The sequence below is a fragment of the Lysinibacillus sp. UBA6686 genome (genome assembly GCF_002455205.1).
GTDB classification, from domain to species: Bacteria; Bacillota; Bacilli; order Bacillales_A; family Planococcaceae; genus Lysinibacillus; species Lysinibacillus pakistanensis.
Window position 1 is genome coordinate 65,445 of the sequence record NZ_DKJS01000006.1, and the last position, 26,971, is coordinate 92,415.

The window sequence follows — 26,971 nt, forward strand, 5'->3', positions numbered from 1 at the left end:
CCATTTACTCCTGCTCAGGATTTCGCAAATAATAACCTACTCCACGACGTGTTACAATCCAAGCTGGGTGACTAGGATTATCCTCTATTTTTTCACGTAAACGACGAATCGTTACATCAACTGTTCGAACATCACCAAAATAATCATAGCCCCATACAGTTTGCAATAAATGCTCACGTGTCATGACTTGACCAATATGTTTCCCCAAATAATGTAATAGCTCAAATTCACGATGTGTAAGCTCAATGGCTTCATCCCGTTTTAATACTAAATAAGCATCAGGTTGAATGACAAGCGAGCCTACCACAATCTCATTCGACTCTTCTGCAACCTCCTCAGCAGCAGGAGCAACCACCTGTAAACGGCGCATATTGGCTTTGACACGTGCAATCAATTCGCGCGTACTAAAAGGCTTTGTTACATAATCATCAGCACCCATTTCTAAGCCTAATACTTTATCAATCTCAGAGCCTTTTGCTGTTAGCATTATAATCGGAAAATCATATTTTTTTCGGACTTCCCTACAAACCTCCATACCATCACGCTTTGGTAGCATTATATCTAAAAGCATTAAATCTGGCTGCTCTTCCTCAACCTTCGCGAGAGCTTCATCACCATCATAAGCACAAATAACCTTATAGCCTTCTTTTATTAAATTAAACTGTAAAATATCTGCGATTGGTTTTTCATCATCAACAACTAAAATTGTTTTATCCATACATTTTCTCCCTTTCGCTATTTATCTAAATGTGTATTTTAATTTTTCTCTGAAATTTGTGTCATTCATTAGAAGCTGTAGTTAGTTACTTCTAGATTTTCACTTCTTATTCTATCTTTTCAGTAGATGTTTAGACACCCACTACGATTTATTAGATTTCTATGGCTGACGCTTGACATTGGTCACAAAAAAACTGAAAGAAGTTAAATTCACTACTCTTAACTCTATCATGCTTTTAGCTTCAATGCATTATTCTAAATTCAATAACAATTATTAACTATTAAAATCAATTTCGTATGGGCGTACTTGTAGCTGCCGCTTCGCTTTCGCACAGATAAAACCGTGTAGCTGCCGCTTCGCTTTCGATACAAAATAACATTTGCGGAATAAAGATAAACGAATTTCGACAAATATTTCTCGGGAAATAATAGAGAAGAAATATACAAAAAGACAGTCCATTTTTTTGGACTGCCTGTTATTCGAAAAAATTAACGTCCTACATATGATAAAGGATTGACTAATGAACCATCCTTTTCAACTTCAAAATGCAGATGTGTACCTGTAGAATTTCCAGTAGATCCCATAATGCCGATCACAGAACCTTTTTCCACTACCTGTCCCACTTCAACATTGATTGAAGATAAATGTCCATATAGTGTTGTATAACCATTATTATGATTGATAACAATTCGATTACCATAACTTCCTGAGTTACCTGCTGCAACTACAACTCCATTATCAGAAGCTAAGATATTATAATTACTTGGTCGAGCAATATCAATACCACGATGGACAGTTCCCCATCGTTGACCCATTTGACTTGAAATATAGCCTCCTACAGTAGGCCAAGTAAATTCACCTGTCCCACGAGAAGAAATGACCTTCGTACCAACAACCTCAATCTCATCTACTGGTTGCTGTATAATCTGCTCTTCTAACGCTACCTTGGATGTTCGCGATCCATTCTCAGAAGTTAATAGATACGATATTTCTTTTTTACCATCAGCGCCCTGCTGCTTCACTACCTTCTCACCTTTATACATGTTTGGGTCTTCTTCAACTATTTTCTTAAAAGGTATTGTATCTATAACTTTTTTCTCTTGTTTGACTTCAAGAGTAACAAATGGTTTAGCAACAATTACGTTCAATGCCTGTCCAATTTGTAGAACAGTATCTACAGTAATACCAGGATTTAAGGCTAGTAACTCAGCTGTCGTTAGGTTATGCCTTTGAGCAACTGAGCCTAGAACATCACCTGATTGAATTTTATAGGTTTCCTGCTTTAAAGAGCCTGTCATTAAATATTCCACGGCTTTCTCAGGAGTTACAATAGTACTTGGAGAAACATTTTGTGAAACACCTGAAACTCCTTGTTTAAAGGAAACATCTAACAGACGAGTTTCGCCAGATTTTAATGGCGACAATTGATTCATTGATTGCTGATTAGTATGTAAACTATTTATCTCTTGCTGTGAAACATACTGTAATTTTAGTAAACGTATAGTATCTTCATAAGCTTTTGCATCTTTTAAGGATACTAGGGGCTTATTATCTACAAATAATGTAAAGGCTTGAGACTTAGCAACCAAGGATTGCTCTAATTTCGCTAATATTTCAGCATCTTTAGTTTCATTACTAAACACCTGCTCTGGGATAATTTTAACAGACGTACTAGCATCAATGGACAATTCTTTATACTGTTGACCAACTTCTCTTTCTTTCGATTTAATAATTTCCTGAACAGCCTTCTCGTTAGATACTGCTCCAATATATTGATTACCTATATAAATATGAAAAATTTTATTTAAATCCTCTTTATGATTTTCTTTTGCAAAACCAGTATTAACGGTTAAACTTGTCATTAAAATAGCTATAATAGACATTTTTTTGAATGAAGATAGATTGTAAGTGAATCTATTGTTTTCTTCTTTTTTATACCAAGACGAACTCATCAATAAAGCCCCTTCCAACTTTATGCTATCGTAGGATTAATTACCCACAAAATATTTTTGCACCACTATACTGTACCATAAAGGGTAAAGGGATTGAATATTTTCATACTTTTGTAATATAAATGTATTATTTTTCGACTAATTGTTACATAACTCTTATCTGTTATATTCTTTTATAATTGTCATTTTATATATTTATTGGTTGATATTTTCACAATACTATTCATATATTTTTTATGAGAGTTAAACTTATTTCTTTTTACTTTTTTAATATTCCGATAAAATAGAGAAGAAGGATACACTACTTGATTGGAGCGATTAACATTGAGTGATTCACAGACCACTGAAATAACGCCTAGATTGGTCAAGCCACAAAAAAATAGGGCTCGTAGAATTGTCATAAGGAGCATTATGGTGGCACTAGGTGCAATAATAATGGCACTAGGATTAGAATTATTTTTAGTACCAAACCACATTATGGATGGTGGAATCGTAGGTGTTTCTATCATCACTTCACATTTATTAACATTACCTCTTGGTATATTTATCTTCATTTTAAACCTACCCTTTATCTTTTTAGGCTATAAGCAAATTGGTAAAACCTTTGCACTTTCTACAGGCCTAGGTATTACCGTACTATCAGTAACAACAATCTTATTACATAATCTACAACCATTTACACAGGATACTTTATTAGCGACCGTTTTTGGTGGCATGATTTTAGGAATTGGCGTCGGCATTGTTATCAGGTATGGTGGATCGTTAGATGGTACCGAAATTTTAGCCATTTTATTTAATCGAAAAACCCCCTTTTCTGTGGGTGAAATTATTATGTTCTTCAATATCCTTATCTTTACGGTAGCAGGCTTTGTCTTCACCTGGGAACAAGCTATGTACTCTATCCTAGCCTATTATATTGCCTATAAAATGATTGACATTGTTATTCAAGGAATGGAGGAATCAAAATCAGTATACATTATTAGTGATGAAATAGATGAAATCGGTCAAACCATAATGGATCGACTCGGTCGAGGTGTAACCTTCCTTCATGGGGAGGGAGCTTATACAGGTAACGATAAAAAGGTTATTTTTACTGTTATTACACGATTAGAGGAGTCGAAACTTAAATCGATTGTCGCTGAAATTGATGATAATGCATTCCTTGCAATTGGTAATATAGCAGAGGTTAAAGGTGGACGCTTTAAGAAAAAGGATATTCACTAAATCAATTTCGCCTTGGCGTAATTGTAGCTGCCGCTTTGCTTTCGCTACAGAAAACATTTGTTGCTGCCGCTTTGCTTTCGCTACAGAAAACATTTGTTGCTGTCGCTTCGCTTTCGCACAGATAAANNTCCGGATTTTGAATTGTGCCTGCACAATTCATTCCTTTGAAAATCCGTGACATCCGCCGGAGGCTTTATCTTCATTCAGTAGGTGTTTGGACACCCACTGAAAAGAAACCAAAATCGCATTTATCTCATCACCTATAGAGGTGGGAGTCTGCTGTATCTGCCGCTGCTGCAACGCTTTCGATATAAAAAACATTTGCTGAATGAAGATAAAAATGGGCGTTCCGTATATGGACGCCCATTTAGTATATTTCATATATTATGCTTCCCAAATATCCACTAAAACATTAGTTTGTTCACGTGCAGGGCCAACAGAGAATGTGGCAATTTGAATTCCTGTTAATTCGCTTACACGCTCTACATAGCGGCGCGCATTTTCAGGTAGCTCCTCTAAAGTTCTGCAGCCTGTTATATCCTCTGACCAGCCTGGTAGCTCCTCATAGATTGGTTCACATTGTTCAATAATATGAAGATTTGCAGGATATTCGGTAATAGTTTCACCTTGATAATTATACGCAGTACAAATTTTTACAGTGTCTAAGCCAGATAGAACATCAATTGAATTAAGTGCAAGATGTGTAATTCCACTTACTCTACGTGAATGGCGGACAACTACCGTATCAAACCAGCCCACACGACGTGGACGACCCGTTGTTGTACCATATTCACGACCGACTTCACGGATTTGCTGACCCACTTCATCGAATAATTCAGTTGGGAATGGACCATCACCAACACGAGATGTATAAGCTTTACATACACCAATTACACTGGAAATTCTTGATGGACCGATCCCAGCACCAATTGCTACTCCACCAGCAACAGGATTTGAAGATGTTACAAATGGATATGTGCCTTGATCGACATCAAGCAAGATACCTTGAGCACCTTCAAATAACACTTTGCCGCCTTCATCTAAAACATCATTTAAAATTTTTGATGTATCTGTTACATATTTTGCGATTTCTTGCCCATATGCATAGTACTCTTCAAAAATTTCTTCAAACGTTACACCTTCAACTTCATAAAACTTCTCAAATAATTTATTTTTAATTGCTAAATTATGACGTAGTTTTTCTTCAAATATTTCTTTGTCCAGTAAATCAGCCATACGGATACCAATGCGGGCTACTTTATCTTGATAGCAAGGGCCAATCCCTTTACAAGTCGTGCCAATTTTATTGTCACCACGGCTCTCCTCATCAGCAATATCTTGTTTGATATGATATGGCAAAATAACATGGGCACGATTAGAAATACGTAGGTTGTCTGTATTTATGCCACGCTCCTGTAAACCTCTAAGCTCCGTTACTAATGACTTTGGATTAACAACCAATCCATTGCCGATTACTGACGTCTTATCTTTATAGAAAATACCTGATGGAATTAAATGTAGCTTATATGTTTCACCATCAAATTTAATGGTGTGTCCTGCATTATCACCACCTGCAAAACGAGCGATTGCATCGGCTTTTTGCGATAGGAAATCTGTAATTTTACCTTTTCCTTCGTCTCCCCATTGTGTTCCTACAACAACTACTGATGTCATAATCAGCACCTCCGTTAGATACGCTTTGTATCTCAATTTTTAAGCCGTTAACTATTGTAACAATGATAGAAACAACAAGTCAACAAAAAATAGTTAAAAACACGAACATAAAATCAAAAAATATGATTTAACGTTCGTGTTTAATGACAGAATGGTATGAATATTATCTAACATTTAGATTAAAAGCTTTTCGATCGTTAGATATTCTTAATCACGTGGAGGTGGTGGTGGCATTTGAGACCAGTCCACGTTAATAAATTTATTGAATTCTTTTTTAAATGCAAGTGTAACTGTACCTGTTGGACCATTACGCTGTTTTGCAATAATGATTTCAATCATATTTTTATTTTCCGATTCTTTATCGTAATAATCATCACGATATAAGAAGGCCACAATATCAGCATCTTGCTCAATACTTCCTGATTCACGTAGGTCACTCATCATTGGTCGCTTATCTTGACGCTGCTCAACACCACGCGATAGCTGTGATAAGGCAATTACCGGAACCTTTAATTCACGCGCTAATCCCTTTAATGAACGTGAAATTTCAGATACCTCTTGCTGACGGTTCTCTCCAGGTTTACCACTACCTTGAATGAGCTGTAAATAATCAATTAAAATCATTCCAAGCCCATGCTCCTGTGCTAAGCGTCGACATTTTGCTCGGATTTCATTAATACGTACACCTGGCGTATCATCAATAAAGATTCCAGAATTCGATAAACTTCCCATTGCCATAGTTAGTTTACCCCAATCTTCCGTAGTTAAAGCACCTGTACGCAAAACTTGTGCATCTATATTTCCCTCTGCGCAAAGCATACGCATGACAAGCTGCTCTGCACCCATTTCCAGTGAGAAGATTGCAACATTCTCACGGGCTTGGACAGCAACACTTTGCGCAACATTTAAAGCAAAGGCTGTTTTCCCAACTGATGGACGTGCCGCTACAATAATTAAATCGTTGCGCTGGAATCCAGCAGTAATATTATCTAAATCACGGAAGCCCGTCGGAATACCTGTAACATCTCCCTTACGAGATTGGAGCTGTTCAATGTTATCAAAGGTTTCCACCAAAACGTCTTTAACATGCTTAAAATCACCAGCATTTTTACGATTGGCTACCTCCATCATTTTCTTCTCTGCTTCACCTAGCAATGCTTCTACTTCATCTTCACGTGTATAGCCATCTTCTACAATTTTAGTAGCGACGCGAATTAAACGTCTTAAGAGTGCCTTTTCTTCAACGATTTTTGCATAGTGTGCGACATTAGCAGCCGTAGGGACAGCATTGGCGAGCTCTAGTAAATACGATAGCCCGCCAACGTCCTCAATCTCTTTTTTTGCAGATAATTCTTCAGTAACTGTAACAACATCTATCGCTTTTCCTTGGTCACTTAAGCGTAGCATTGTTTCGAAAATTTTCTTATGTGCATTATGATAAAAATCATCCGCTAATAAAATTTCCGACGCTGTAATTAATGCTTGTGGATCAAGGAAAATGGCACCGATAACCGATTGCTCCGCTTCCCGGTTATGCGGTGGAACGCGGTCCATCATCGGTTCGCTCATGAATTGTCGCCCCTTATTCTTCCGTTACATGTACTTTTAATGTTGCAGTTACTTCATGGTGTAGTTTTACAGGTACATTTGTAAATCCTAGTGCACGAATACCCTCATTTAAAGTCATTTTACGTTTATCAATTTTAATGCCATGTACTTTTTGTAGTGCATCAGCAATTTGTTTAGTAGAAATAGAACCGAATAAGCGACCACCTTCACCTGATTTCGCTTTTAGTTCTACAGTTAAAGCTTCTAATTTTTCTTTTAACGCTTTTGCTTCGGCTAATTCTGCTGCTGCATTTTTGGCTTGTAATTTCTTTTGTCCTTCTAATTGACTTAATGCTTGTGCATTAGCTTCAGCTGCATAGCCATTTTTAATTAAGAAATTTTGTGCATAGCCGTCAGCTACGTTTTTAATTTCTCCTTTTTTACCTTTTCCTTTAACATCTTTTAAAAAAACTACTTTCATGATTCAAAACTCCCTTCAAGTACCTCATTTATGGCCTCTTCTAAATATTTTTTCACGTCCTCTATGGAATTACCCTCCATCTGGCAGGCTGCATTTGTTAAATGACCGCCACCACCGAGCTTCTCCATAATAAGCTGGACATTTACTTCGCCGAGCGACCTTGCACTTATACCGATTTTTCCATCTGCTCGATGTGCTATAACAAAGGAAGCACCGACATCCTTCATTGTTAATAAAATATCTGCTGTTTGCGCAATTAATACGGAATCATAAATTTTCGATTCCTCACCGACAGCAATGGCAATACCAGGTTTTACAAATTTTACGGTTTGTACAATTTTAGAACGCTCTATATACGTATCCACATCTTCTTTTAAAAGGCGCTGGACAAGCACCGTATCAGCACCATTTGTCCGTAAATAAGAAGCTGCTTCAAATGTGCGAGCGCCAGTACGCAAGGTAAAACTCTTCGTATCAACAATAATTCCCGCTAGTAGGGCTGTTGCCTCTAGCATATTTATCTTCGCCCGCTTTGGTTGATATTCTAGTAACTCTGTAATAAGCTCAGCAGTCGACGAGGCATACGGCTCCATATAAACAAGTGTTGGATTCTCTATAAAATCCTCACTTCTACGATGGTGATCAATCACAACAACCTTTTCAGCCAATCTTAAAAGATGAGAATCGATGACTAAATCCGGTTTATGTGTATCAACTATAACGAGCAACGACTTTTCGGTCATTTTTGCCGCAGCTTCCTCTGGTGTTAGAAAATTTTCATAGAAATCCGATTTACTCTCAATTTCATTCATTAAACGTGTGACACTTCCGTTTAATTCATCAAAATTTATGATAACATAACCCTTTACATCATTCATTTGCGCCATTTTTCGTACACCGACAGACGCACCAATTGAATCCATATCAGGATTTTTATGTCCCATCACAAATACTTGATCACTATCCTGAATTAAATCACGTAAAGCATGGGAAATAACCCTTGCTCTTACACGTGTACGTTTTTCCACTGGATTGGTTTTTCCCCCATAGAACTTTAGCTTTCCTGTTGGCTGCTTAATAGCCACCTGATCGCCACCACGTCCTAAAACAAGATCAAGACTGGATTGTGCTAGCTCACCAAGCTCCACTAATGATGATGATCCTGCACCAACACCAATACTCAATGTTAATGAGAGATTTTTTTGCGCTGTTTTTTCTCGAATGGTATCTAAAATAGCAAATTTTTTCTTTTCGAGCTCAATTAAGATAGATTCATTTAATACTGCTAAAAAACGGTCAGATGAAATTCTTTTGACAAATATTCCGTGCTCTGCAGCCCATTCATTGACAATGGATGTAACCATTGTATTGGTTAAACTACGTAGCTGGTCATCCATCGCCTGCGTAATTTCATCATAATTATCAACAAATAAAATGGCAATGACTGTACGATCTGCAAAGTATTGCTTTTCAATCGCAATCTGCTCTGTAATATCAAAGAAATAGAGAAGACGTTCTTCTTTTTTATAAAAAACACGATATTTTCGTTCACGTAGCGTAATTGTTGCTTCATTTGATTCTTCTGTCTTCATCAGTACATAGATGTCATCGGAAATATTGACTATTCCTTCACCTACTAATGTTTCCCTATTTAAAACTCCCTGCATATATGGATTGGACCACTCTATTTCATATTGATCATTGACAAGTAAAATTCCAATTGGCATTTCAAGCAATGCCTCTTCTCCAACCTTTTTCATACGAAAAGAAATGGATTCAATATGCTTTTCTGTTTCATCAAAGGCTACTTGTTCTACCTTCCACGTATAGGCCATTAACAGTGCAAAGCCTACTCCATACCCAATACCTATCCCGATATTCCAAAAACATAGAAGCATGAACGTCACAATGCCAAAAATGGAAAGAACAAAAAGCGGATAGCGAATTGGTCGTTTTCTAAAAGTCCCCATTACATCAGCTCCTTATTCTTGAGTTTTCCCTTTCACAAGTGAACGAACATCGAAACCTAAGTCTATGATACCAAGTAATATCATAAAGGATGATAATGGTATCGCGAGCAAAGTCGCAATCCATTTTACACCTACTGGCATACCCTTTTTGGAAATAAAATAATGGATAAAGGAAATTCCCTGTAATATTAATAAAACCCATAAAATATATGAAACATTAATGACAATAACATCTAATGTAGAACCTAAATCTGGGCGTATAAATAAATTGATACACAGAACAATCATGTAATACCATAATATTGAACGTGGTAAACGCATATGTTGAAATGGTGAAAATTTAGGTACATCTAATCCTAGACGTTTTAAAACAGGTAAATTAATTGACATCAGTATAAATGCTACAAAAAATGCCCCCAATGTTACTGTTGATGGAATCGTTAATTCCATCATCTTCGAAACAGCTTCTATCTGGTCAGGAGTAATAGTCGATTGCCCAGTTATATTTTGTGACATTGTAGCTGTTTGCTCATAATTTTTTTTCGCCATTTCTACACCAATCTCAACCATATTAATGCCTGCGAGACGTAAATACGCGAGAAATACAATTGCAGTCGTTAAAAGAACTGCAATACCTGATGACATAAATAAATACAATTTACTTTTTTGTTGGCGAATAGCAGCACCCATAATTATTCCTAATACCGCAAAAATAAATGCGAATGGCAGTATGGCTAAACCGCTAGTTATAAATGTTAGAATACATCCGACAATTGCTACTAAAATTGATGTGGAGCGCTTATATTTTGCGCTATACCATGCAAAGGGTAATGGTGCAAATAAAAATACTAGCATGAAAGCAAGAGGAATATACGCAGATATTATCATCATCAACGTAAAAACTGCCACCATTGCAGCACCCTGTACAAGCGCCTTTGTTTGATTATTCGGCATTGAAAACCTTCCTTTTTTCAGTCAAAACTAACTAAACTTTATTGTACCATTTTTTCACGTTATTGAACAAAAAACGCTAAGAACAACTGGATAGATTGTTGTATATTTTGTAGAACTCTTGACTATTAGAGCTAAATATATGTCTATATAGAGGATTTTTTACCGAATCGCCTAAATTCTTTCTAAAAAAACATTTTGCAACAAAAAACCAGCATAAACCGATACGAATATCGAAATATGCTGGTCTTAAAAATTGATGCAAGGTCAATACCTTGGCGACATCAATCTTATTTGTCCTCTGCTACGAATGGAAGTAATCCCATGATACGAGATACTTTGATAGCTGAAGTTAATTTACGTTGGTACTTAGCGCTAGTGCCAGTTACGCGACGTGGTAAGATTTTACCGCGCTCAGAGATGAATTTTTTTAATAAATCCACATCTTTATAGTCGATATGCGTAATGTTATTAGCAGTGAAGTAGCAAACTTTACGGCGTTTGCGGCCTCCGCGACGTGGTGCCATAGTATGTCTCCTCCTTATTAATTTTTTATGTTAGAAGTATTTAGAATGGAAGATCATCCTCAGATACTTCAATTGGTCCTTTGCTATTCGCAAATGGATCCTCATCTACACGTGTATAGTTCGGCTGATTCATAGGTGGTTGATTTTGTTGATAAGCAGCATCGTTGCCAAATGAACCCTGCCCAGGCATCGAGCCACCAAATGATTGCTGTGGTTGACCACCACCACCATACGACGGCTGGTTATTACCGTAAGTCTGTCCACTGTATTGTGGAGCAGGAGCACCGCTAGCACTAGCATTACGAGACTCTAAAAACTGTACGCTATCTGCCACTACATCTGTTGTGTATACTCGCTTACCATCTTGTCCTTCATAGCTACCTGTTTGGATACGACCTTCCACTCCAATTAAACTTCCTTTTCGCATGAAGTTCGCTAGGTTTTCAGCCTGTTTGCGCCACGCAACGCAACTAATGAAATCAGCTTCGCGTTCACCTTGTTGGTTTGAGAATGTTCGATTCACAGCAACTGTAAATCGTGTAGACGCAATACCATTCGGTGTATAGCGTAGCTCAGGATCTTTTGTTAGTCTTCCAACTAAAACGACACGGTTTATCATCAGAATACAACCTCCTTTTCAGCATTTTGTTAAAAATTATTTTTCTTCTTCGCGAACTGCAATGTGACGAATGATATCTTCGCTGATGTTAGCAAGACGTGTATATTCGTTAATTGCTTCTGAAGGAGCGTTTACTTTTACGATTTGGTAGTAACCTTCACGGAAGTCTTGAATTTCGTAAGCTAGGCGACGTTTGCCCCACTCTTTTGATTCGATGACTTCTGCACCGTTAGAAGTTAAGATTTCGTTGAAACGTTCAACTAAAGCTTTCTTCGCTTCGTCTTCAATGTTCGGACGTACGATGTACATTAATTCGTATTTTCTCATCTGTTTACACCTCCTTATGGACTTAGGCTCTCCTATATAAGGGAGCAAGGAGCAAGTAATAATTATTACTCACATCAATGAATTGTAACATACAGAGACATGTCTTTCAAGTCGCAAACTAATAATTCTTCCTATATAATGAATATAATAGCTTCATGGAAGGAGAGCTTTCATGCTACCAGAGAAAGAGCCGATTGTGATTGAACTCGATATAAAAAAGCTAATGATGGACAATGTTGTTGTCACAAGTGGACTTGTTATATTATTTGCGGCTATACAATATATTTGCTTTAAAGATTTCCATTTCTCATTTTTGGAAATGATCATTGGGTCCATTCTCTTTGTTGTCCTGTATATTTTTTTAATTGTATTACATGAAGCCTCTCATTTAATTGGATTTATGTTATTTGGGGGTGTTCCTTTTAAGTCATTAAAATATGGTCTTAATTTAGAGCTTGGTATAGCTTATGCTACAACAGACCAACCACTACCTAATCATGCAATGAAAAAGGCCTTGCTGCTCCCTTTTTGGACGACAGGCGTTTTACCTACTATTGTAGGTTTTTACCTTAACAGCACTGTGATAGTCCTAGTGGGGGCTTTTTTAATAGCTGGAGCAGTGGGAGATTTTGCAATGTATAAAGAGTTACGTAAATATCCAAAAGATGCACTTATTAAAGATGATCCTCAGTTACCTAAGCTGTATGTATATACTACCTCAGAAAAGGAATAGAAGTGGTTGGGACACCCTAAAAATCCCTAAATGCCAAAACGCTATTTAATCCGCGCTTTGGCATTTTCTGATCTATCCTTTAAAAAATTTATGGAGTTAAAAAACCATGCTGTGCAGCTGTATATAAATTTCTCCAAATACGGTTAATCGATGATGTCTCAGTAATTGCCTCCATTCCAAGATTACGAATGAAGCTGTTGGCAATATCGATACAGGTTGCTGCACTATCCTTACTCATTTGTGAAAATTGTAGTAGCTCTTCTTCCGTTAAATTTTGCCCGGCGTTATGTCTTTCCCAGTATTGCGTCAATATTGCATAAAATTGTTCTTCAAGCTGATTAAATTTTTGTTGCTGCTGCATTAATAAAGAGTGTAATGAATCAATACGTTCTGCACGGCTTGGATCATCACTTTTCTGTTTGATTATAATAGATATCTCTTGTAAGAAATTTTCTGTTATGCCGAGGCAAACACTTAGGAAGGAAGCTTCTGCAAATGTGCCGAACGGAAAGCTATGTACAAAGCTTCCGTAATTATTACGAATAGCACCTAACTGAAATGTTGCTTCTTGTGGCACCCATGCATTTTGTACACTAATCGTATGACTGGCTGTTGCTTTTAAACCCATTGCACACCAATCTTGAAGAATCTCAACGTGATCACGTTCAACCGAACAACTAATGATTTGATCCGTTTTTATACCTTCGTACTCAACAAAGCAATTCATTGTAAAAGTAGTAGCATAATCTGCACCACTACAATACTTCCATTGCCCTGTTACACGATAGCCACCCTCCACTTGCACCGCTATGCCTGTTGGATAGCCACTACCTGCGATAACAGCATTTCTTGGTGAAAATATTTTTTTACAGATGGCTTGATTGAATGTTGGGATAAATGCATTGCCACCTGTACCAATTGTGACCAGCCAGCCTAAATTTCCATCAAGTGCAGACATCTCCTGAAATACTTTCATGCCCTCCATTAGGTTTAAATCTTTACCGCCTAGTTCTTTAGGTGTAAATAGCTTAAACAATTTTTGCTCGTAAATAGCTTCTAAGATATCTTTCGGTAAATGTCCTAGCTGCTCAATTTCCAGTCCTTGCTCTTTTATGTGTAATAAATTCATCGCTGTACCCACCTTTCCAAATGAAACAGATTATCCTAAATAAAAGAGGCAATCTGTTTAAGATTGCCCCTGTTTATGTTTATACATTGAAACGGAATAACATAATATCTCCATCTTGTACAATATACTCTTTACCTTCAAGACGTACTTTACCGGCTTCTTTAGCAGCAGCTTGAGAACCAGCCTCTACTAAATCATCGAAGGCAACTGTTTCTGCACGAATAAAACCACGTTCAAAGTCAGTATGAATGATCCCAGCACATTGTGGTGCCTTCATCCCTTTTCGGAAAGTCCAAGCACGTACCTCTTGTACCCCTGCAGTAAAGTAAGTTGCTAGTCCGAGTAAATCATAAGAAGTACGGATTAATTGATCTAGACCTGATTCTTTAATGCCTAGTTCTTCTAGGAACATGGCTTTTTCTTCATCATCAAGCTCGGAAATTTCTTCTTCAATCTTTGCACAAATTGTAATAACTTGCGCACCTTCAGCAGACGCATACTCACGTACTTTTTTCACATACTCGTTGTTATCAGCATCTGCCACTTCATCTTCTGAAACGTTAGCCACATAAAGCATTGGTTTAATTGTTAAAAGATGAAGGCCCTTGATAACCTTTAATTCATCCTCAGAAAGCTCAGCAGCACGTGCAGGTCGACCGTTTTCTAATTGTTCTTTAATTTTTAGTAGTACAGGCTCTTCAATCATTGCTTCCTTGTCTTTTTGCTTGGCCATTTTACTAACACGCTGTAAACGCTTGTCTACAGATTCTAAATCAGCAAGTGCAAGCTCTAAATTAATGACCTCAATATCATCAATTGGATCAACTGCTCCTGATACGTGCGTAATGTTTTCATCTACAAAGCAACGTACAACTTGGCAGATGGCATCTACTTCTCGAATATGCGCAAGGAATTTATTTCCTAATCCTTCACCCTTGGAAGCACCTTTTACAATTCCTGCGATATCAGTGAATTCAAACGCTGTTGGTACTGTTTTTTTCGGTATTACTAATTCTGTTAATTTATCTAAACGTGCATCTGGTACTTCAACAATACCAACGTTTGGATCGATTGTTGCGAATGGATAGTTTGCAGCCAATGCGCCCGCTTTTGTAATTGCGTTAAATAATGTTGATTTCCCAACGTTAGGTAAACCAACGATTCCAGCTGTTAATGCCATGAATGGACACAACCTTTCTATGATCTGTTCATTTTTCTCTCATATAACCTTATCTATTATATTGATTCACTCTTAAAAAGTCTAATAAGCCTGAAGCTATGCCTCACTAGCAGAAATTAAAACCTTCTTCATTTTTTTTTCAAATTCACGGCGTGGAATCATGACACTATGCTGACAGCCTTCACATTTAATTCGGACATCTGCACCCATACGAATAATCTTCCACTTGTTTGTGCCACATGGATGCTGCTTCTTCATTTCAACAATATCATTTAGACCAAATTTCTTCGGTTCCATTATTCATTTCTCCCTTCATCTTTAACACCATATAACATCATTTTTGGATGAGACATTGGTATATTGTTTTCTTCAAAAAGCTTTGTCACATCTCTACGAATAGTACGTGCCACTCCATATTGTTGCTGTGGTAATGTCTCAGCCACGATACGTATCGTTACTTCAGTGCCCTTGACATTTTGTACCCCTAAAAAGGCAGGTACTGTTACTAGCTCTTTATGAACATCTGGTAATGATTCTAAATATTTCTTTATAATCGATTCTGCCCTTTCAAAGTCGGCATCACTTGTCATCTGTAAATCTATAAAAATTTTAGAGTTATTGACAGAATAGTTCACAACTTCCCCAATTGAACCATTTGGAATAATAAATTGCTCACCAGTACCTCCGTTAATCTTTGTTGTTCGTAAGCCTATTTCTACAACAGTTCCTTCAGCACCATTGATTTTTATATAATCACCAACACCAAATTGATCTTCAAAAATGATAAAAAATCCAGTAATAACATCCTTTACTAAACTTTGTGCACCAAAACCAATTGCTAAACCAACTATTCCTGCACCAGCCAATAATCCCGCTATTTTAATATCTAGTCTAGATAAAATGGCAATAATGGCGGAAAAATAAACAGCATAGGAAATAATACTTTGTAATAATCTTGAAATTGTTCGCTGTCGACGCTCTGAATGGTTTAATGGTGAACGAATGCGTATTAAGAAAACTTTTTTAATAAATTTTTTCCCTAATCGTACTGCAATCCATGAAACAATAAGGATAATCATAATATCAATGGTTGCATCTACAGCCTGTTCCCAAAACTCTTCCGATGTTAGTTTATTCCAATAATTCTCCATCAATCTCTTGTTGAATTCCAATATTACCACCTCTTGTATAGCCTTCTAAAAATTTGTGTATACTGCATAAAAATTGAGCACTTCTTCCAAATAAAAAAGAAAGTGAGTTTTTTTATGAATACTATACCAAATTTATTACTTCCTTATTCTCTTCATCATGAAAGTAAAAATGCTGTTTGGCAACTAAGTACATTGTTTTTAGAACATATACCATTTCATCATGAACGACTTATTTTCTGCTGTATTGGAAGTGACCGTTGTACAGGTGATACCCTGGGGCCATTAACAGGTAGTTTTCTAAAAAAATCTGTTAGTTTTCCATATGATGTTGTAGGTTCTTTAGAGGATCCTTTACATGCTCTTAATTTAGACGCTACAATCCAACAGCTACACAATCATACTACAAAACCTTTTATTATTGCGATTGATGCCTGTCTTGGTAGTGAACAAAATGTTGGGCATATTTCTGTACAGAGTGGACCTATTTTCCCTGGTAAGGCTGTTAAAAAGCAATTACCTCCAATTGGTGACATTTCGGTTAAAGGAATCGTCAATATTGGAGGCTTTATGGAGATGCTTGTTTTACAAAATACAAGACTTCATATTTCTTATGCGATGGCTGAAAAACTTTCCAGAGCGCTATTACTCGCTGCACATCGTTTCTCACTGAAAAGTATAGAAGATAGCGACCATAATGCCGACAACGACGATACCTGGCAACAAGTTAGCAGCCTTGATCTTGGTTAAGCCTGCAATATTTAAACCAATGGCTAAAATCATGACACCACCTACAGCAGTCATCTCAGTTATAAACATTTGTAACGCTTCATCTGGTATAAAGGAGCTAATAACACCTGCGAAAAGTGCAATTACTCCTTGATAAAGAAAAACAGGCACTGCAGATAATAGTACACCTATGCCTAATGTAGATGCTAAGATAATCGAAGTAAATCCATCGATTAAACCTTTCGTTATGAGTACATTATGATCATTGCGCAGACCACTATCTAAAGCACCTATAACAGCCATAGAACCAACTACAAAAATCAATGAAGCCGTTACAAAGCCTTCTGCAATACTAATTTGATTATTATCGGTACGTTTTTTGCTAAATAAAGATTCAACCCATTGCCCTAGTCGATTCATTTGCTTATCTAAATCTAACCATTCACCAATAACAGTACCTACTACTAAACTTACCACCATTATAATAAAGTTATCACTTTCAAAGCCCATTTTAATCCCTAAAAGTGCAACTGCTAAGCCAATGATTGATAATACGGTAGACTTCATTGATTCAGGGATATTTTTAAAAATTCTTCCCACGATTGAGCCTGCTATTATTAATAGTGCATTTATTAGAGCTCCAAATAAAACCACATTTCAGCCTTCCTTCTCTCTAGAAAAATAGAGAGCGCCTTATAGCTCGGCGCTCTGATTTAGTTATAGAAATTTAGCATTACTCATCTTGTAAATTTAATATTTCTAAAATACGTTCTAAATCATCCTCAGAGTAAAATTCAATTTCTATTTTCCCTTTATTATTAGCCTTCTTTATTTGGACATTTGTTCCAAAATAATCTCGTAGTTGTGTTTCCTTAGCGACAACAAATATATCCTTTTTCTTTGGCTGAATTGTTTCACGTGAAACTTCTTCATTTATTGTTTGTACGAGCATTTCTACCTGACGTACATTTAAGCCTTGTTTAATGACCTTATTTGCAACCTCAGGAATCCTTCTTTTATTTTTCAATCCTAGTAATGCTCGTCCCTGACCCATTGATAGAGTACCATCATTCATTAATGTGCGAACATCCTCTGGTAGTGCTAGTAAACGAACATGATTGGCTATATGTGGTCTACTCTTCCCTAATCGCTTGGATAACTCCTCCTGTGTTAAATGTAAGTTTTCCATTAAGCTTTGGTAAGCTTCAGCTTCTTCAATAACTGTTAAATCTTCACGTTGTAAATTTTCTAAAATAGCTAATTCCATCATTTGTGCATCTGAAAATTCTTTTATAATAGCTGGAATAACCTCTAAATCTGCTAATTGAGCGGCACGATAACGACGTTCCCCAGCAACAATTTCATATTTACGCCCTTTTTTCCTTACTGCAATAGGTTGTAGAATGCCATGTTCCTGTATAGAGTCTGCTAATTCTTGTAACGTTTCTTCATCAAAAATTTTACGAGGCTGAAATGGATTTGCAACGATTAACTCTAATTGAATTTCTTCTACTTGCCCACTTTGTTCTAAAGACTCTCCAGGAAATAATGCACCAATGCCTTTTCCTAAACCTTTAGCCATTTTTAATCACTTCCCTCGCCATCTCTAGATAAACTTCTGCACCTCTTGATTTTGCGTCATAAATAATAATTGGCTGCCCATGACTTGGAGCCTCACTTAATCGCACATTTCGAGGAATAATTGTTCTATATACTTTATCTTGGAAATATTTTTTTACTTCATCAATTACTTGTAAGCCTAAGTTTGTTCGTGCATCAAGCATCGTTAACAATACACCATCAATGTAAAGTTGTTGATTTAAATGCTTCTGCACTAAACGAACAGTAGACAATAGCTGACTAAGCCCTTCTAATGCATAATACTCACATTGAACTGGAATAATTAATGCATCAGATGCCGTTAAAGCATTAATAGTTAAAAGCCCTAAAGACGGTGGACAATCAATAATAATATAATCATAGGCTTCTTTCACATTTTGAAGTGCGTGCTTTAAACGTACTTCTCTTGATATAGTTGAAACTAATTCGATTTCCGCTCCAGCCAGTGAAATCGTTGCTGGAACTATAGATAAGTTTTCTACATTTGTTTCTTGAATGACATTTTCAACGTTTTCATCATCAATTAAGACATCATAAATACAGCCTTGAAGTTCTCCTTTATTGACACCTAAACCACTCGTTGTATTGCCCTGTGGATCAGCATCAATTAATAGCACTTTCTTTCCTAAATATGCTAGACAAGCGCTCAAATTGACCGATGTCGTTGTTTTACCTACGCCACCCTTTTGATTGGCGATTGCTATAATTCTACCCATTTAAAAGCACCTGCTTTCATCTATCAAAGCTTACTTTGACAAATCATTTGTAAAATCACTACTCCATACCGCTATCTAATTCTCATTCTATCAAAAAAACAGAAAAGAGTTGTATAAAATATTAAGAATATATACAAAAAAGGAGGCATCTCAGATATATTTCTGAAATGCCTCCTCTAAACAGAGGGATAAAAGTTAATTTATCTTCATTTTGCAGATGTTTTTTGTATCGAAAGCATAGCGGCAGATACAGAAGACTCCCACCTCTACAGGTAGTGAGATGAAAGTGGTGTTGGTTCCTTTTCAGTGGATGTCCAAACACCTACTGAAATAGCGGAACTTAGTCTAAGAACGCCACGTCCTGTGGCAATTTATCTGTGCGAAAGCGAAGCGACAGCAACACACGACTGAGTGACCAACATCATGCTACATGTCGCTACGTTAGCACTACGCTTTCGCACAAAAACATCTGTTGGCTCAAAGCCCTCTGGCGGATGTCATGGATTTTCAAAGGAATGAATTGTGCGGGCACAATTCAAAATCCGGACGCATTGTTTATCTGTGCGAAAGCGAAGCGACAGCAACAATTACGCCAAGACGAAATTGATTATTTTTCTAAAATAATATTAACTCTAAGATTTTTTCTTTTTAGGTATTTTCACTGTAATTTGATAATATTCCTCTGTGTCTTCTTCCTCGGTCTTAACCGTTATCCCACTTTTGGTTACCATTGATAGCGATTGTTTAATCGTATTCAATGCAATGCGGACATCTTTACTAATTGCCTTACGTTTTGGTCTCGCCTTCTTTGGTGCATCTTCTTCTTGATCTGCTGTCTCTGGATGCAATAATAGATGGATGTGCTCTTCTAGCTGACGAACATTCCAATCATTTTCAATTATCTGTTGTAAAATCTCTAGTTGTAATGGCTGATCTTTAATTGCAATTAATGCACGTGCATGTCGTTCAGATATTTTACGCTTCAAAATTGCTTGCTGCACTTCATCCGGCAGTTTTAATAAACGTAATTTATTAGCTACAGTGGATTGTCCTTTTCCAAGTCGCTGGGCCAGAGCTTCCTGTGTTAGCTCATGAAGCTCTAATAATTTTTGATAGGCTACAGCTTCTTCAATCGCCGTTAACTCCTCACGCTGTAAGTTCTCTATTAATGCAATAGATGCTGTTTCCTTATCAGTTAAATTACGTACAATAGCAGGGACTTCTGTCCATTGTAGCTTTTTCATCGCTCGATAACGACGTTCTCCAGCAATGATTTCATATTGATTTTCTGATGTTTTACGTACAACAATTGGCTGAATCACACCATGTGTATGAATGGTTCTTGATAATTCTTCAATTTTTTCATCATCAAAAATAGTACGTGGCTGAAAACGGTTAGGTACAATTTGATCAATAGGCAATTTTATGACTTCTTCTGCTGCATGAACCGCCTCTGCTTGTTCTACTTCATTTTTCACACTAGGCTCTGTTTTACTTCCGCCTCCAAAAAAACGTGAAAAAGGACTTTTCATCCAAGTGGCACCACCTTTAAGTAACTATCTTGCTCTGTGTCATTCTATTATTATTTATTATATTTCCTAAAATGTATATAGTTCATAGATGTCATTTGCGTGAACCATCCATAACTAGTATGTATGCTCAAAATAGAAAAAATATTTTCTACTTTGAGAAGTTTCACATGAAACACTAATTATTGAATTGGTGTTTTATTTGGTACACCTGGTTTACGCGGATATTTTTTCGGTGTTCCTTTTATTTTATCAAAGATATATAAAATACGGTCACTTTCTTCAACTGGTAAATGGAAAGAAAATTCTTTTTTTAATGAAACGCCTAATGTAGTCAATGCTTTTTTAGCATTTTTTAATTCTTCTGCACCTGCTGCTGCTTTTAAGGCAACAAAATATCCACCTTGTTTTGCTAATGGTACACATAGCTCTGATAAGACCGCTAATCGGGCTACTGCACGAGCTGTTACAATATCAAATTGCTCACGATATTTTGGATTTTGGCCAAACTCTTCTGCTCGAGCATGTACAAAATGCATATTCTCTAATTGCAACTCATCACTAAGATGATTTAAAAATGTAATTCTTTTATTTAAAGAATCTACAATAGTGATGTGTAAATGTGGGTAGCAGATCTTAATTGGGATACTTGGGAAACCAGCCCCTGCTCCTACATCACAAACTGTTGTCACGGTTGAAAAATCAAAATAGAAGGATGCACTAATGGAATCATAAAAATGCTTTAAATAAACACCCTCTAAATCAGTAATAGCCGTTAGGTTCATTTTTTCATTCCACTCAACAAGGAGTTGAAAGTACTTTTTAAATTGAGTAATTTGATGATCGGAGAGCTCTATCCCCTTTTCCTTTAAAGCCTCAATAAATTGTTGTTCGTTCATGTAAAGTCTCCTTTAGCTATATGGCCAGTAAGCGTATTTAAGCTATGTTAAATAGCCTGAAAAATAGGAAGCGGGCACAAAGGTATGCCCGCCCCTTATTCACTTTACTGTTCTTGATGATTAGCTACTTACTTTCGCGATTTTACCTTGTTCAATATAAACAAGCAGAATGGAAATATCAGCTGGATTCACACCAGAAATACGAGAGGCCTGTGCAATAGAAAGTGGTGTAACTTGTTTTAATTTTTGACGCGCCTCTGTTGCTAAACCTGAAATAGCATCATAATCAATATTTTCTGGGATTTTTTTAGTTTCCATTTTATGAAGCTTTTCCACTTGTTGCAATGCTTTTTCGATATAACCTTCATATTTAAGCTGAATCTCGATTTGTTCCTTTACTTCTTCCGAAAACTCAACATCTGCAGGAATAAGTGAAGAAATTAATTCATAATGCATCTCTGGGCGTTTTAATAAATCCGCTCCACGAATACCATCTTTCAGTTCACTACCGCCTACTGAACGAATAACAGCCTGTGTAGCTTCATTTGGTTTAATAATAATTTCACGAAGACGTGCGATTTCCTTTTCAATCAGCTCTTTTTTCTCATTGAATTGGGCATATCTCTCTTCTGCAACCATCCCCATTTTATACCCTAGCTCTACTAAACGTAAATCAGCATTATCGTGGCGAAGTAGTAAACGGTATTCAGCACGAGATGTTAGTAAGCGATACGGTTCATTTGTACCTTTTGTTACAAGGTCATCGATTAATACACCAATATAAGCATCTGAGCGACTTAAAATGAGCTCTTCTTTTCCAAGTGAGTTTGCCGCAGCATTCATCCCTGCCATTAAGCCTTGTGCAGCCGCTTCCTCGTAACCAGATGTTCCGTTAATTTGACCGGCTGTATATAGCCCTTTAATGCGTTTTGTTTCTAATGTTGGCCATAGCTGTGTAGGCACAATCGCATCATATTCGATGGCATAGCCGGCACGCATCATTTCTGCCTTTTCTAAACCAGGAATTGATTTTAGTAAACGAGATTGTACATGCTCTGGTAAACTTGTTGATAAACCTTGAACATAGACCTCACGTGTGTTGCGACCTTCTGGCTCTAGGAAAATCTGATGGCGTGGCTTGTCATTAAAGCGAACAACCTTGTCTTCAATAGATGGGCAATAACGTGGTCCCGTTCCTTTAATCATCCCAGAGTACATCGGAGATAGATGTAAGTTCGCCTCAATAATTTCGTGCGTTTCAGGGCTTGTATAGGTTAACCAGCAAGGAAGCTGATCCATGATAAATTCAGTCGTTTCAAAGCTGAATGCACGTGGAACATCATCTCCTGGTTGAATTTCCGTTTTGTCGTAATCAATTGTACGGCTGTTCACACGTGGTGGAGTTCCCGTTTTAAAGCGAACAAGATCAAAACCAAGCTCTTTTAAATTATCGGCTAATCGTATAGAAGGCTGTTGGTTATTAGGACCACTTGAATATTTAACATCTCCAATAATGATCTCACCACGAAGGAATGTTCCCGTTGTGACAACAACTGTTTTAGCACGATAAACGGCGCCAATTTGTGTAATGACACCTTTTACTTCCCCATCTTCAATAATTAGTTCATCCACCATTCCTTGATGGATCGTTAAATTTGCAGTTTCCTCCAACACACGTTTCATTTCTTGTTGGTATAAAACTTTATCTGCCTGTGCTCGTAAAGCCCGTACTGCAGGACCTTTCCCTGTATTTAACATACGCATTTGAATATGGGTTTTATCAATGACTTTCCCCATAGCTCCGCCTAAAGCGTCAATTTCTCGTACTACAATACCTTTTGCAGGGCCACCTATTGATGGATTACATGGCATAAACGCAATCATATCTAAATTGATCGTCAGCATCAGTGTGTTAGCACCCATTTTGGCAGCGGCGTGAGCAGCTTCTGAGCCTGCATGACCTGCGCCAATGACGATAACATCAAACGTGCCTGCCTCATATTTTGTTGGCATAGCTCGTATCTTCCTTTCTTTCATAAATTTATTTTCCTAAGCAGAACTGTGAAAATAGCTGATTTATAAGGCTTTCCTGTACAGTGTCACCAATAATTTCACCAAGTATTTCCCACGTTCTTGTTACATCTATTTGCACCATATCCACAGGTACACCTGCCTGGGCTGCAGCTAATGCATCCTCAACCGTTGCTTGTGCTTGATGCAATAGTGCAATGTGTCTTGCATTTGAAACATATGTTAAATCGCCCGCTTCGATTTGTCCTTCAAAGAATAGCGCCGCAATTGCTTCCTCTAATTCCGTGATACCTTCCTCCTGTAAAAGAGATGTTGTCACAATACGATGACTACCCGCTAACTCTTTTACGCGAGCTATATCAATTTTCTGTGGTAAATCTGTTTTATTAATAATAACGATATAATCCATTGCCTCAATTGTTTCGAATAAGCGTTCATCCTCGGCAGTCAGTTCATCAGCATAATTTAATACAAACAATATTAAATCTGCTCCACGTAAAGCTTCACGAGAACGTTCAACTCCAATTCGTTCAACAATATCCTCTGTTTCTCGAATTCCAGCTGTATCCACTAAACGAAGTGGTACTCCACGTACATTGACGTACTCTTCTATAATATCACGAGTTGTCCCTGCAATATCTGTCACAATAGCTTTATTCTCTTGGACTAAACTATTTAAAAGAGAAGACTTACCGACATTTGGGCGACCTAAAATAACCGTAGATAAACCTTCACGTAGTATTTTCCCTTGAGAGGATGTTTGCAGAAGTTTCATAATTTCATTACGTACCCACGTACATTTTTCTACCAAAACAGGTACTGTCATCTCTTCTACATCATCATACTCAGGATAATCTATATTAACCTCTACTTGTGCTAATGTCTCTAGTAATGCTTGGCGTAGATCACCTATTAAACGCGACAATTTTCCATCCATTTGACCTAAAGCCACATTCATCGCCCTGTCTGTCTTAGCTCTTATTAAATCCATTACCGCTTCAGCTTGTGATAAATCTATACGTCCATTTAAAAATGCTCGTTTTGTAAATTCACCTGGCTCTGCTAGTCTTGCCCCATTCGTTAACACTAATTTCAACACTCTATTTACAGAAACTAGCCCACCATGACAATTGATTTCTACTACATCCTCACGCGTGAATGTTTTTGGTCCACGCATTAATGACAGCATTACTTCCTCTACTACCTCATTTGTTTTAGGATCGACTAAATGCCCATAATGAATCGTATGTGAAGCCTTCGTTTTTAAGCTTTTTCCACCAGGCGATCTGAATATTTTATCTGCAATTGCCACTGCTTCATCTCCACTTAAACGGACGATGGCTATGGCTCCCTCACCCATTGGTGTGGATATCGCAGCAATTGTATCAAACTCCATTTAATGACCTCCTCAACGTTATCCACATGTGGATAATTAAAAACCGACCAAAACTTACTAACACCTTAGACTAACATATTTTCAACAAAATCTAAAGTAAGGATATTTTCCAATTGTGGATAAATCAATAGTGATTAAAAAAAGCCATTTTATCGTTAAGATAAAATGGCTCATGTTTTGTCTGTATGTTTTTTACGAAGTTTAACCGTTCTTTACAGGTTCAATTACTAAATAACGGTTTGGCTCCGTTCCTTCTGAGTATGTTTCAATATCAAGGCGATTTGCCAATTGATTATGAATAATTTTTCTTTCGTATGACTGCATCGGCTCAAAAGCTACTCGTTGATTTAAGCGAAGCGCTTTATCTGCCATACGGTCTGCTAGTAACTCTAATGCCTCTTGACGACGTTCACGATAGTTTTCAACATCTAATTTCACCATTAAGAATTGCTTAGCACTTTTATTTAATACAAGTTGTGTCAATTGCTGTAGAGAATTTAATGTTTGACCACGCTTCCCTATAAGCAGTGCAGCTTTCTCACATTTTAGCTGAAATAATACATATTTTCCTTCCCGTGTCGTTTCAATGTCAAGATCATGGATATCCAATTGCTTAGCAATATTTACTAAGTAAGCTTTTGCCTCATCAATAGGATTAACTGAGGCTTCTTCCTCTTCAGAGTCTTCTTTGACTTGTTGAACTGCTTCGATTTCACTTGGTTGTTCAGAAACTTGTGAACTTATTGTTTCAACATCATCTATTACTTGTTCGTTCAATTGAGTCAGATTTTGCTGTTCAACCTTTTCTGTCTCAACTATTGGAATCTGTGCTTCCTTTACTGTCACACGTACCTGTGCAGAACGTGCCCCAAAACCTAAAAATCCTTTTTTACCTTCTTGTAAAACTTCAACATCTACTTGTTCACGGGTTTTGCCAAGTTTCTGTAACGCTAATGAGATCGCTTCTTGTGTTGTTGCGCCTATTTGCGTAAGTTGTTTCACTTTTTAGCCCCTCCATTTTGAGCAGGTTGTGTTTTATCTTTATTCCAAGGTTTATAAATAAACAGGTTTTGAATAATCGAGATAATATTACCGATTACCCAGTATAGTGATAATGCTGCTGGCAATGCCATACCGAAAGCAATAATCATAAATGGCATAATGTACATCATCATTTTCATTTGAGGGTTATCCATCGCTGGACCCGTACGTAATACAATAAATTGCATTAAACCTGCAGTAATTGCTAATGCTGGTGCAGGATCTGCTAATGGGAAGATAAAGAAATTCCCTAAATCAAAAGTAGATGTAGCATTCATACGGCTAATCGCATGATAGAAGCCAATTAAAATTGGCATTTGAATGATTGCTGGTAAACATCCGGCAATTGGATTTACACCTGACTCACTCATTAGCTTCATCATTTCTTGCTGATATTGCTGCTGTGTTTGTGCATCCTTAGAAGCATACTTCTTTTGCAGTTCCTTCAATTTTGGCTGAATTTCTTGCATCTTTTTAGAGCTCTTCGTTTGTTTAATCATCAATGGTAGGATCGCTAAACGAATAATAATCGTTACAGCAATAATTCCCAATGCATACGTACCGAGCAGATCAGCAAAGTATTTTATCGCTGATACCAACGGCCAAACAATGAATTCATTCCAGAAGCCAGTGCTATCTTTGGAAATTGGTTCATTGAATTCTGTACAACCAGAAAGCAGTAATGCTACTGTTACTAGCGACAAAATTACCCAAAGTTGTTTCTTCAACCTTCTTCCCCCTACAAATACTATTCACTTTTTCTAAATCTATATTCGTGCTACTCTATTCATTTTTTGTTTTTTGCTGAATAAAGTTATCAGTTATTTTA

Annotated in this window: 27 protein-coding genes; 3 read left to right on the top strand and 24 right to left on the bottom strand. The window is 37.1% G+C overall.

Translation table 11 applies throughout. The features are described 5' to 3' along the window. Nucleotides 1-4: 4 nt before the first annotated feature. Both yycF and B2R82_RS01615 read right to left on the bottom strand, forming a co-directional pair. Nucleotides 5-718 carry a response regulator YycF gene (gene yycF / locus B2R82_RS01610; protein ID WP_286923212.1) on the bottom strand — a complete coding sequence of 238 codons (714 nt, stop codon included), beginning with the start codon at nt 716-718 and terminating at the stop codon, nt 5-7. A 488-nt stretch (nt 719-1,206) separates the two neighbouring features. Continuing rightward, nucleotides 1,207-2,670: a LysM peptidoglycan-binding domain-containing M23 family metallopeptidase gene (locus tag B2R82_RS01615; protein WP_286923213.1), complete on the bottom strand. Its 1,464-nt coding sequence runs from the start codon at nt 2,668-2,670 to the stop codon at nt 1,207-1,209. A gap of 411 nt (nt 2,671-3,081) precedes the next feature. On the opposite strand from B2R82_RS01615, the gene B2R82_RS01620 reads away from it, so the two are divergent. Next, nucleotides 3,082-3,894 (top strand): YitT family protein, encoded by an 813-nt coding sequence (locus tag B2R82_RS01620; protein WP_286923236.1) that lies wholly within the window; start codon nt 3,082-3,084, stop codon nt 3,892-3,894. Nucleotides 3,895-4,050: 156 nt separating this feature from the next. Here B2R82_RS01620 and B2R82_RS01625 read toward each other — a convergent pair whose 3' ends face one another. The 9 genes from B2R82_RS01625 to rpsF form a co-directional block, all read right to left on the bottom strand. After that, nucleotides 4,051-4,275: a hypothetical protein gene (locus tag B2R82_RS01625; RefSeq protein ID WP_286923214.1), complete on the bottom strand. Its 225-nt coding sequence runs from the start codon at nt 4,273-4,275 to the stop codon at nt 4,051-4,053. Nucleotides 4,276-4,278: 3 nt separating this feature from the next. Beyond that, nucleotides 4,279-5,568, bottom strand: coding sequence for an adenylosuccinate synthase (locus B2R82_RS01630; protein WP_286923215.1), 1,290 nt, complete (start codon nt 5,566-5,568; stop codon nt 4,279-4,281). Between the two features lie 207 nt (nt 5,569-5,775). Continuing rightward, entirely contained in the window at nt 5,776-7,137 is a 1,362-nt protein-coding gene (dnaB, locus tag B2R82_RS01635; RefSeq protein WP_283870190.1) for a replicative DNA helicase, read from the bottom strand. A 13-nt stretch (nt 7,138-7,150) separates the two neighbouring features. Further along, on the bottom strand, nt 7,151-7,597 hold the full coding sequence (rplI, locus tag B2R82_RS01640; protein WP_283870191.1) for a 50S ribosomal protein L9: 447 nt from the start codon (nt 7,595-7,597) through the stop codon (nt 7,151-7,153). Continuing rightward, nucleotides 7,594-9,567 (bottom strand): DHH family phosphoesterase, encoded by a 1,974-nt coding sequence (locus B2R82_RS01645; RefSeq protein ID WP_286923216.1) that lies wholly within the window; start codon nt 9,565-9,567, stop codon nt 7,594-7,596. Before B2R82_RS01645 ends, rplI begins: the two co-directional genes overlap by 4 nt. A gap of 12 nt (nt 9,568-9,579) precedes the next feature. Further along, complete coding sequence (locus tag B2R82_RS01650) at nt 9,580-10,521, bottom strand: YybS family protein (RefSeq protein ID WP_286923217.1); 942 nt, start codon at nt 10,519-10,521, stop codon at nt 9,580-9,582. 287 nt (nt 10,522-10,808) lie between these two features. After that, entirely contained in the window at nt 10,809-11,045 is a 237-nt protein-coding gene (gene rpsR / locus B2R82_RS01655; protein ID WP_012296211.1) for a 30S ribosomal protein S18, read from the bottom strand. 40 nt (nt 11,046-11,085) lie between these two features. After that, nucleotides 11,086-11,664, bottom strand: a complete 579-nt coding sequence (gene ssb, locus B2R82_RS01660; protein ID WP_286923218.1) for a single-stranded DNA-binding protein — start codon at nt 11,662-11,664, stop codon at nt 11,086-11,088. Between the two features lie 36 nt (nt 11,665-11,700). Next, on the bottom strand, nt 11,701-11,991 hold the full coding sequence (rpsF, locus tag B2R82_RS01665) for a 30S ribosomal protein S6 (RefSeq protein WP_054771600.1): 291 nt from the start codon (nt 11,989-11,991) through the stop codon (nt 11,701-11,703). 172 nt (nt 11,992-12,163) lie between these two features. Between rpsF and B2R82_RS01670 the strand changes: the two genes are divergently transcribed. Beyond that, nucleotides 12,164-12,724, top strand: coding sequence for a DUF3267 domain-containing protein (locus tag B2R82_RS01670; protein WP_286923219.1), 561 nt, complete (start codon nt 12,164-12,166; stop codon nt 12,722-12,724). An 88-nt stretch (nt 12,725-12,812) separates the two neighbouring features. Here B2R82_RS01670 and B2R82_RS01675 read toward each other — a convergent pair whose 3' ends face one another. The 4 genes from B2R82_RS01675 to B2R82_RS01690 all read right to left on the bottom strand — a co-directional run bounded on the left by B2R82_RS01675 (nt 12,813) and on the right by B2R82_RS01690 (nt 16,184). Then, nucleotides 12,813-13,853, bottom strand: a complete 1,041-nt coding sequence (locus B2R82_RS01675) for an acyl-CoA dehydrogenase family protein (protein WP_286923220.1) — start codon at nt 13,851-13,853, stop codon at nt 12,813-12,815. Between the two features lie 79 nt (nt 13,854-13,932). Further along, entirely contained in the window at nt 13,933-15,033 is a 1,101-nt protein-coding gene (gene ychF, locus B2R82_RS01680) for a redox-regulated ATPase YchF (RefSeq protein WP_286923221.1), read from the bottom strand. Between the two features lie 96 nt (nt 15,034-15,129). Beyond that, on the bottom strand, nt 15,130-15,330 hold the full coding sequence (locus B2R82_RS01685; protein ID WP_054771598.1) for a DUF951 domain-containing protein: 201 nt from the start codon (nt 15,328-15,330) through the stop codon (nt 15,130-15,132). Next, nucleotides 15,330-16,184: a mechanosensitive ion channel family protein gene (locus B2R82_RS01690; RefSeq protein WP_286923222.1), complete on the bottom strand. Its 855-nt coding sequence runs from the start codon at nt 16,182-16,184 to the stop codon at nt 15,330-15,332. The genes B2R82_RS01685 and B2R82_RS01690 overlap by 1 nt, the downstream gene beginning before the upstream one ends. 114 nt (nt 16,185-16,298) lie before the next feature. Here B2R82_RS01690 and yyaC point away from each other — a divergent pair, with 114 nt between their 5' ends. Then, nucleotides 16,299-16,931: a spore protease YyaC gene (gene yyaC / locus B2R82_RS01695; RefSeq protein WP_286923223.1), complete on the top strand. Its 633-nt coding sequence runs from the start codon at nt 16,299-16,301 to the stop codon at nt 16,929-16,931. On the opposite strand, the gene B2R82_RS01700 is transcribed toward yyaC, so the two are convergent. The 9 genes from B2R82_RS01700 to yidC all read right to left on the bottom strand — a co-directional run bounded on the left by B2R82_RS01700 (nt 16,848) and on the right by yidC (nt 26,870). Then, nucleotides 16,848-17,564 (bottom strand): DUF554 domain-containing protein, encoded by a 717-nt coding sequence (locus tag B2R82_RS01700; protein WP_286923224.1) that lies wholly within the window; start codon nt 17,562-17,564, stop codon nt 16,848-16,850. The genes yyaC and B2R82_RS01700 overlap by 84 nt on opposite strands. A gap of 79 nt (nt 17,565-17,643) precedes the next feature. Next, a complete protein-coding gene (locus tag B2R82_RS01705) occupies nt 17,644-18,492 on the bottom strand; it encodes a ParB/RepB/Spo0J family partition protein (protein ID WP_286923225.1) in 849 nt (282 codons plus the stop codon). Continuing rightward, complete coding sequence (locus B2R82_RS01710) at nt 18,485-19,246, bottom strand: ParA family protein (protein ID WP_283870202.1); 762 nt, start codon at nt 19,244-19,246, stop codon at nt 18,485-18,487. Before B2R82_RS01710 ends, B2R82_RS01705 begins: the two co-directional genes overlap by 8 nt. Before the next feature lie 632 nt (nt 19,247-19,878). Continuing rightward, nucleotides 19,879-20,778: a nucleoid occlusion protein gene (gene noc / locus B2R82_RS01715; protein WP_283870203.1), complete on the bottom strand. Its 900-nt coding sequence runs from the start codon at nt 20,776-20,778 to the stop codon at nt 19,879-19,881. Between the two features lie 179 nt (nt 20,779-20,957). Beyond that, on the bottom strand, nt 20,958-21,674 hold the full coding sequence (gene rsmG / locus B2R82_RS01720) for a 16S rRNA (guanine(527)-N(7))-methyltransferase RsmG (RefSeq protein ID WP_286923226.1): 717 nt from the start codon (nt 21,672-21,674) through the stop codon (nt 20,958-20,960). A 120-nt stretch (nt 21,675-21,794) separates the two neighbouring features. Further along, on the bottom strand, nt 21,795-23,687 hold the full coding sequence (gene mnmG / locus B2R82_RS01725) for a tRNA uridine-5-carboxymethylaminomethyl(34) synthesis enzyme MnmG (RefSeq protein ID WP_286923237.1): 1,893 nt from the start codon (nt 23,685-23,687) through the stop codon (nt 21,795-21,797). Between the two features lie 28 nt (nt 23,688-23,715). Further along, nucleotides 23,716-25,101 carry a tRNA uridine-5-carboxymethylaminomethyl(34) synthesis GTPase MnmE gene (mnmE, locus tag B2R82_RS01730; RefSeq protein ID WP_283870206.1) on the bottom strand — a complete coding sequence of 462 codons (1,386 nt, stop codon included), beginning with the start codon at nt 25,099-25,101 and terminating at the stop codon, nt 23,716-23,718. A 201-nt stretch (nt 25,102-25,302) separates the two neighbouring features. Then, entirely contained in the window at nt 25,303-26,103 is an 801-nt protein-coding gene (jag, locus tag B2R82_RS01735; RefSeq protein WP_286923227.1) for an RNA-binding cell elongation regulator Jag/EloR, read from the bottom strand. After that, nucleotides 26,100-26,870: a membrane protein insertase YidC gene (gene yidC / locus B2R82_RS01740; RefSeq protein WP_286923228.1), complete on the bottom strand. Its 771-nt coding sequence runs from the start codon at nt 26,868-26,870 to the stop codon at nt 26,100-26,102. Before yidC ends, jag begins: the two co-directional genes overlap by 4 nt. Between the last annotated feature and the right edge of the window lie 101 nt (nt 26,871-26,971).

What these genes read in the sequence shown, in the direction of transcription:
- ychF (WP_286923221.1), bottom strand. Translation starts at nt 15,033, where the DNA reads ATGGCATTAACAGCTGGAATCGTTGGTTTACCTAACGTTGGGAAATCA.
- mnmE (WP_283870206.1), bottom strand. Translation starts at nt 25,101, where the DNA reads ATGGAGTTTGATACAATTGCTGCGATATCCACACCAATGGGTGAGGGA.
- B2R82_RS01650 (WP_286923217.1), bottom strand. Translation starts at nt 10,521, where the DNA reads ATGCCGAATAATCAAACAAAGGCGCTTGTACAGGGTGCTGCAATGGTG.
- B2R82_RS01690 (WP_286923222.1), bottom strand. Translation starts at nt 16,184, where the DNA reads ATGGAGAATTATTGGAATAAACTAACATCGGAAGAGTTTTGGGAACAG.
- mnmG (WP_286923237.1), bottom strand. Translation starts at nt 23,687, where the DNA reads ATGCCAACAAAATATGAGGCAGGCACGTTTGATGTTATCGTCATTGGC.
- ssb (WP_286923218.1), bottom strand. Translation starts at nt 11,664, where the DNA reads ATGATAAACCGTGTCGTTTTAGTTGGAAGACTAACAAAAGATCCTGAG.
- B2R82_RS01615 (WP_286923213.1), bottom strand. Translation starts at nt 2,670, where the DNA reads ATGAGTTCGTCTTGGTATAAAAAAGAAGAAAACAATAGATTCACTTAC.
- rpsR (WP_012296211.1), bottom strand. Translation starts at nt 11,045, where the DNA reads ATGGCACCACGTCGCGGAGGCCGCAAACGCCGTAAAGTTTGCTACTTC.
- B2R82_RS01705 (WP_286923225.1), bottom strand. Translation starts at nt 18,492, where the DNA reads ATGGCTAAAGGTTTAGGAAAAGGCATTGGTGCATTATTTCCTGGAGAG.
- B2R82_RS01645 (WP_286923216.1), bottom strand. Translation starts at nt 9,567, where the DNA reads ATGGGGACTTTTAGAAAACGACCAATTCGCTATCCGCTTTTTGTTCTT.
- B2R82_RS01685 (WP_054771598.1), bottom strand. Translation starts at nt 15,330, where the DNA reads ATGGAACCGAAGAAATTTGGTCTAAATGATATTGTTGAAATGAAGAAG.
- B2R82_RS01670 (WP_286923219.1), top strand. Translation starts at nt 12,164, where the DNA reads ATGCTACCAGAGAAAGAGCCGATTGTGATTGAACTCGATATAAAAAAG.
- dnaB (WP_283870190.1), bottom strand. Translation starts at nt 7,137, where the DNA reads ATGAGCGAACCGATGATGGACCGCGTTCCACCGCATAACCGGGAAGCG.
- B2R82_RS01625 (WP_286923214.1), bottom strand. Translation starts at nt 4,275, where the DNA reads ATGAAATATACTAAATGGGCGTCCATATACGGAACGCCCATTTTTATC.
- yycF (WP_286923212.1), bottom strand. Translation starts at nt 718, where the DNA reads ATGGATAAAACAATTTTAGTTGTTGATGATGAAAAACCAATCGCAGAT.
- noc (WP_283870203.1), bottom strand. Translation starts at nt 20,778, where the DNA reads ATGAAAAGTCCTTTTTCACGTTTTTTTGGAGGCGGAAGTAAAACAGAG.
- rpsF (WP_054771600.1), bottom strand. Translation starts at nt 11,991, where the DNA reads ATGAGAAAATACGAATTAATGTACATCGTACGTCCGAACATTGAAGAC.
- B2R82_RS01620 (WP_286923236.1), top strand. Translation starts at nt 3,082, where the DNA reads ATGGTGGCACTAGGTGCAATAATAATGGCACTAGGATTAGAATTATTT.
- B2R82_RS01675 (WP_286923220.1), bottom strand. Translation starts at nt 13,853, where the DNA reads ATGAATTTATTACACATAAAAGAGCAAGGACTGGAAATTGAGCAGCTA.
- rplI (WP_283870191.1), bottom strand. Translation starts at nt 7,597, where the DNA reads ATGAAAGTAGTTTTTTTAAAAGATGTTAAAGGAAAAGGTAAAAAAGGA.
- yyaC (WP_286923223.1), top strand. Translation starts at nt 16,299, where the DNA reads ATGAATACTATACCAAATTTATTACTTCCTTATTCTCTTCATCATGAA.
- B2R82_RS01630 (WP_286923215.1), bottom strand. Translation starts at nt 5,568, where the DNA reads ATGACATCAGTAGTTGTTGTAGGAACACAATGGGGAGACGAAGGAAAA.
- B2R82_RS01710 (WP_283870202.1), bottom strand. Translation starts at nt 19,246, where the DNA reads ATGGGTAGAATTATAGCAATCGCCAATCAAAAGGGTGGCGTAGGTAAA.
- rsmG (WP_286923226.1), bottom strand. Translation starts at nt 21,674, where the DNA reads ATGAACGAACAACAATTTATTGAGGCTTTAAAGGAAAAGGGGATAGAG.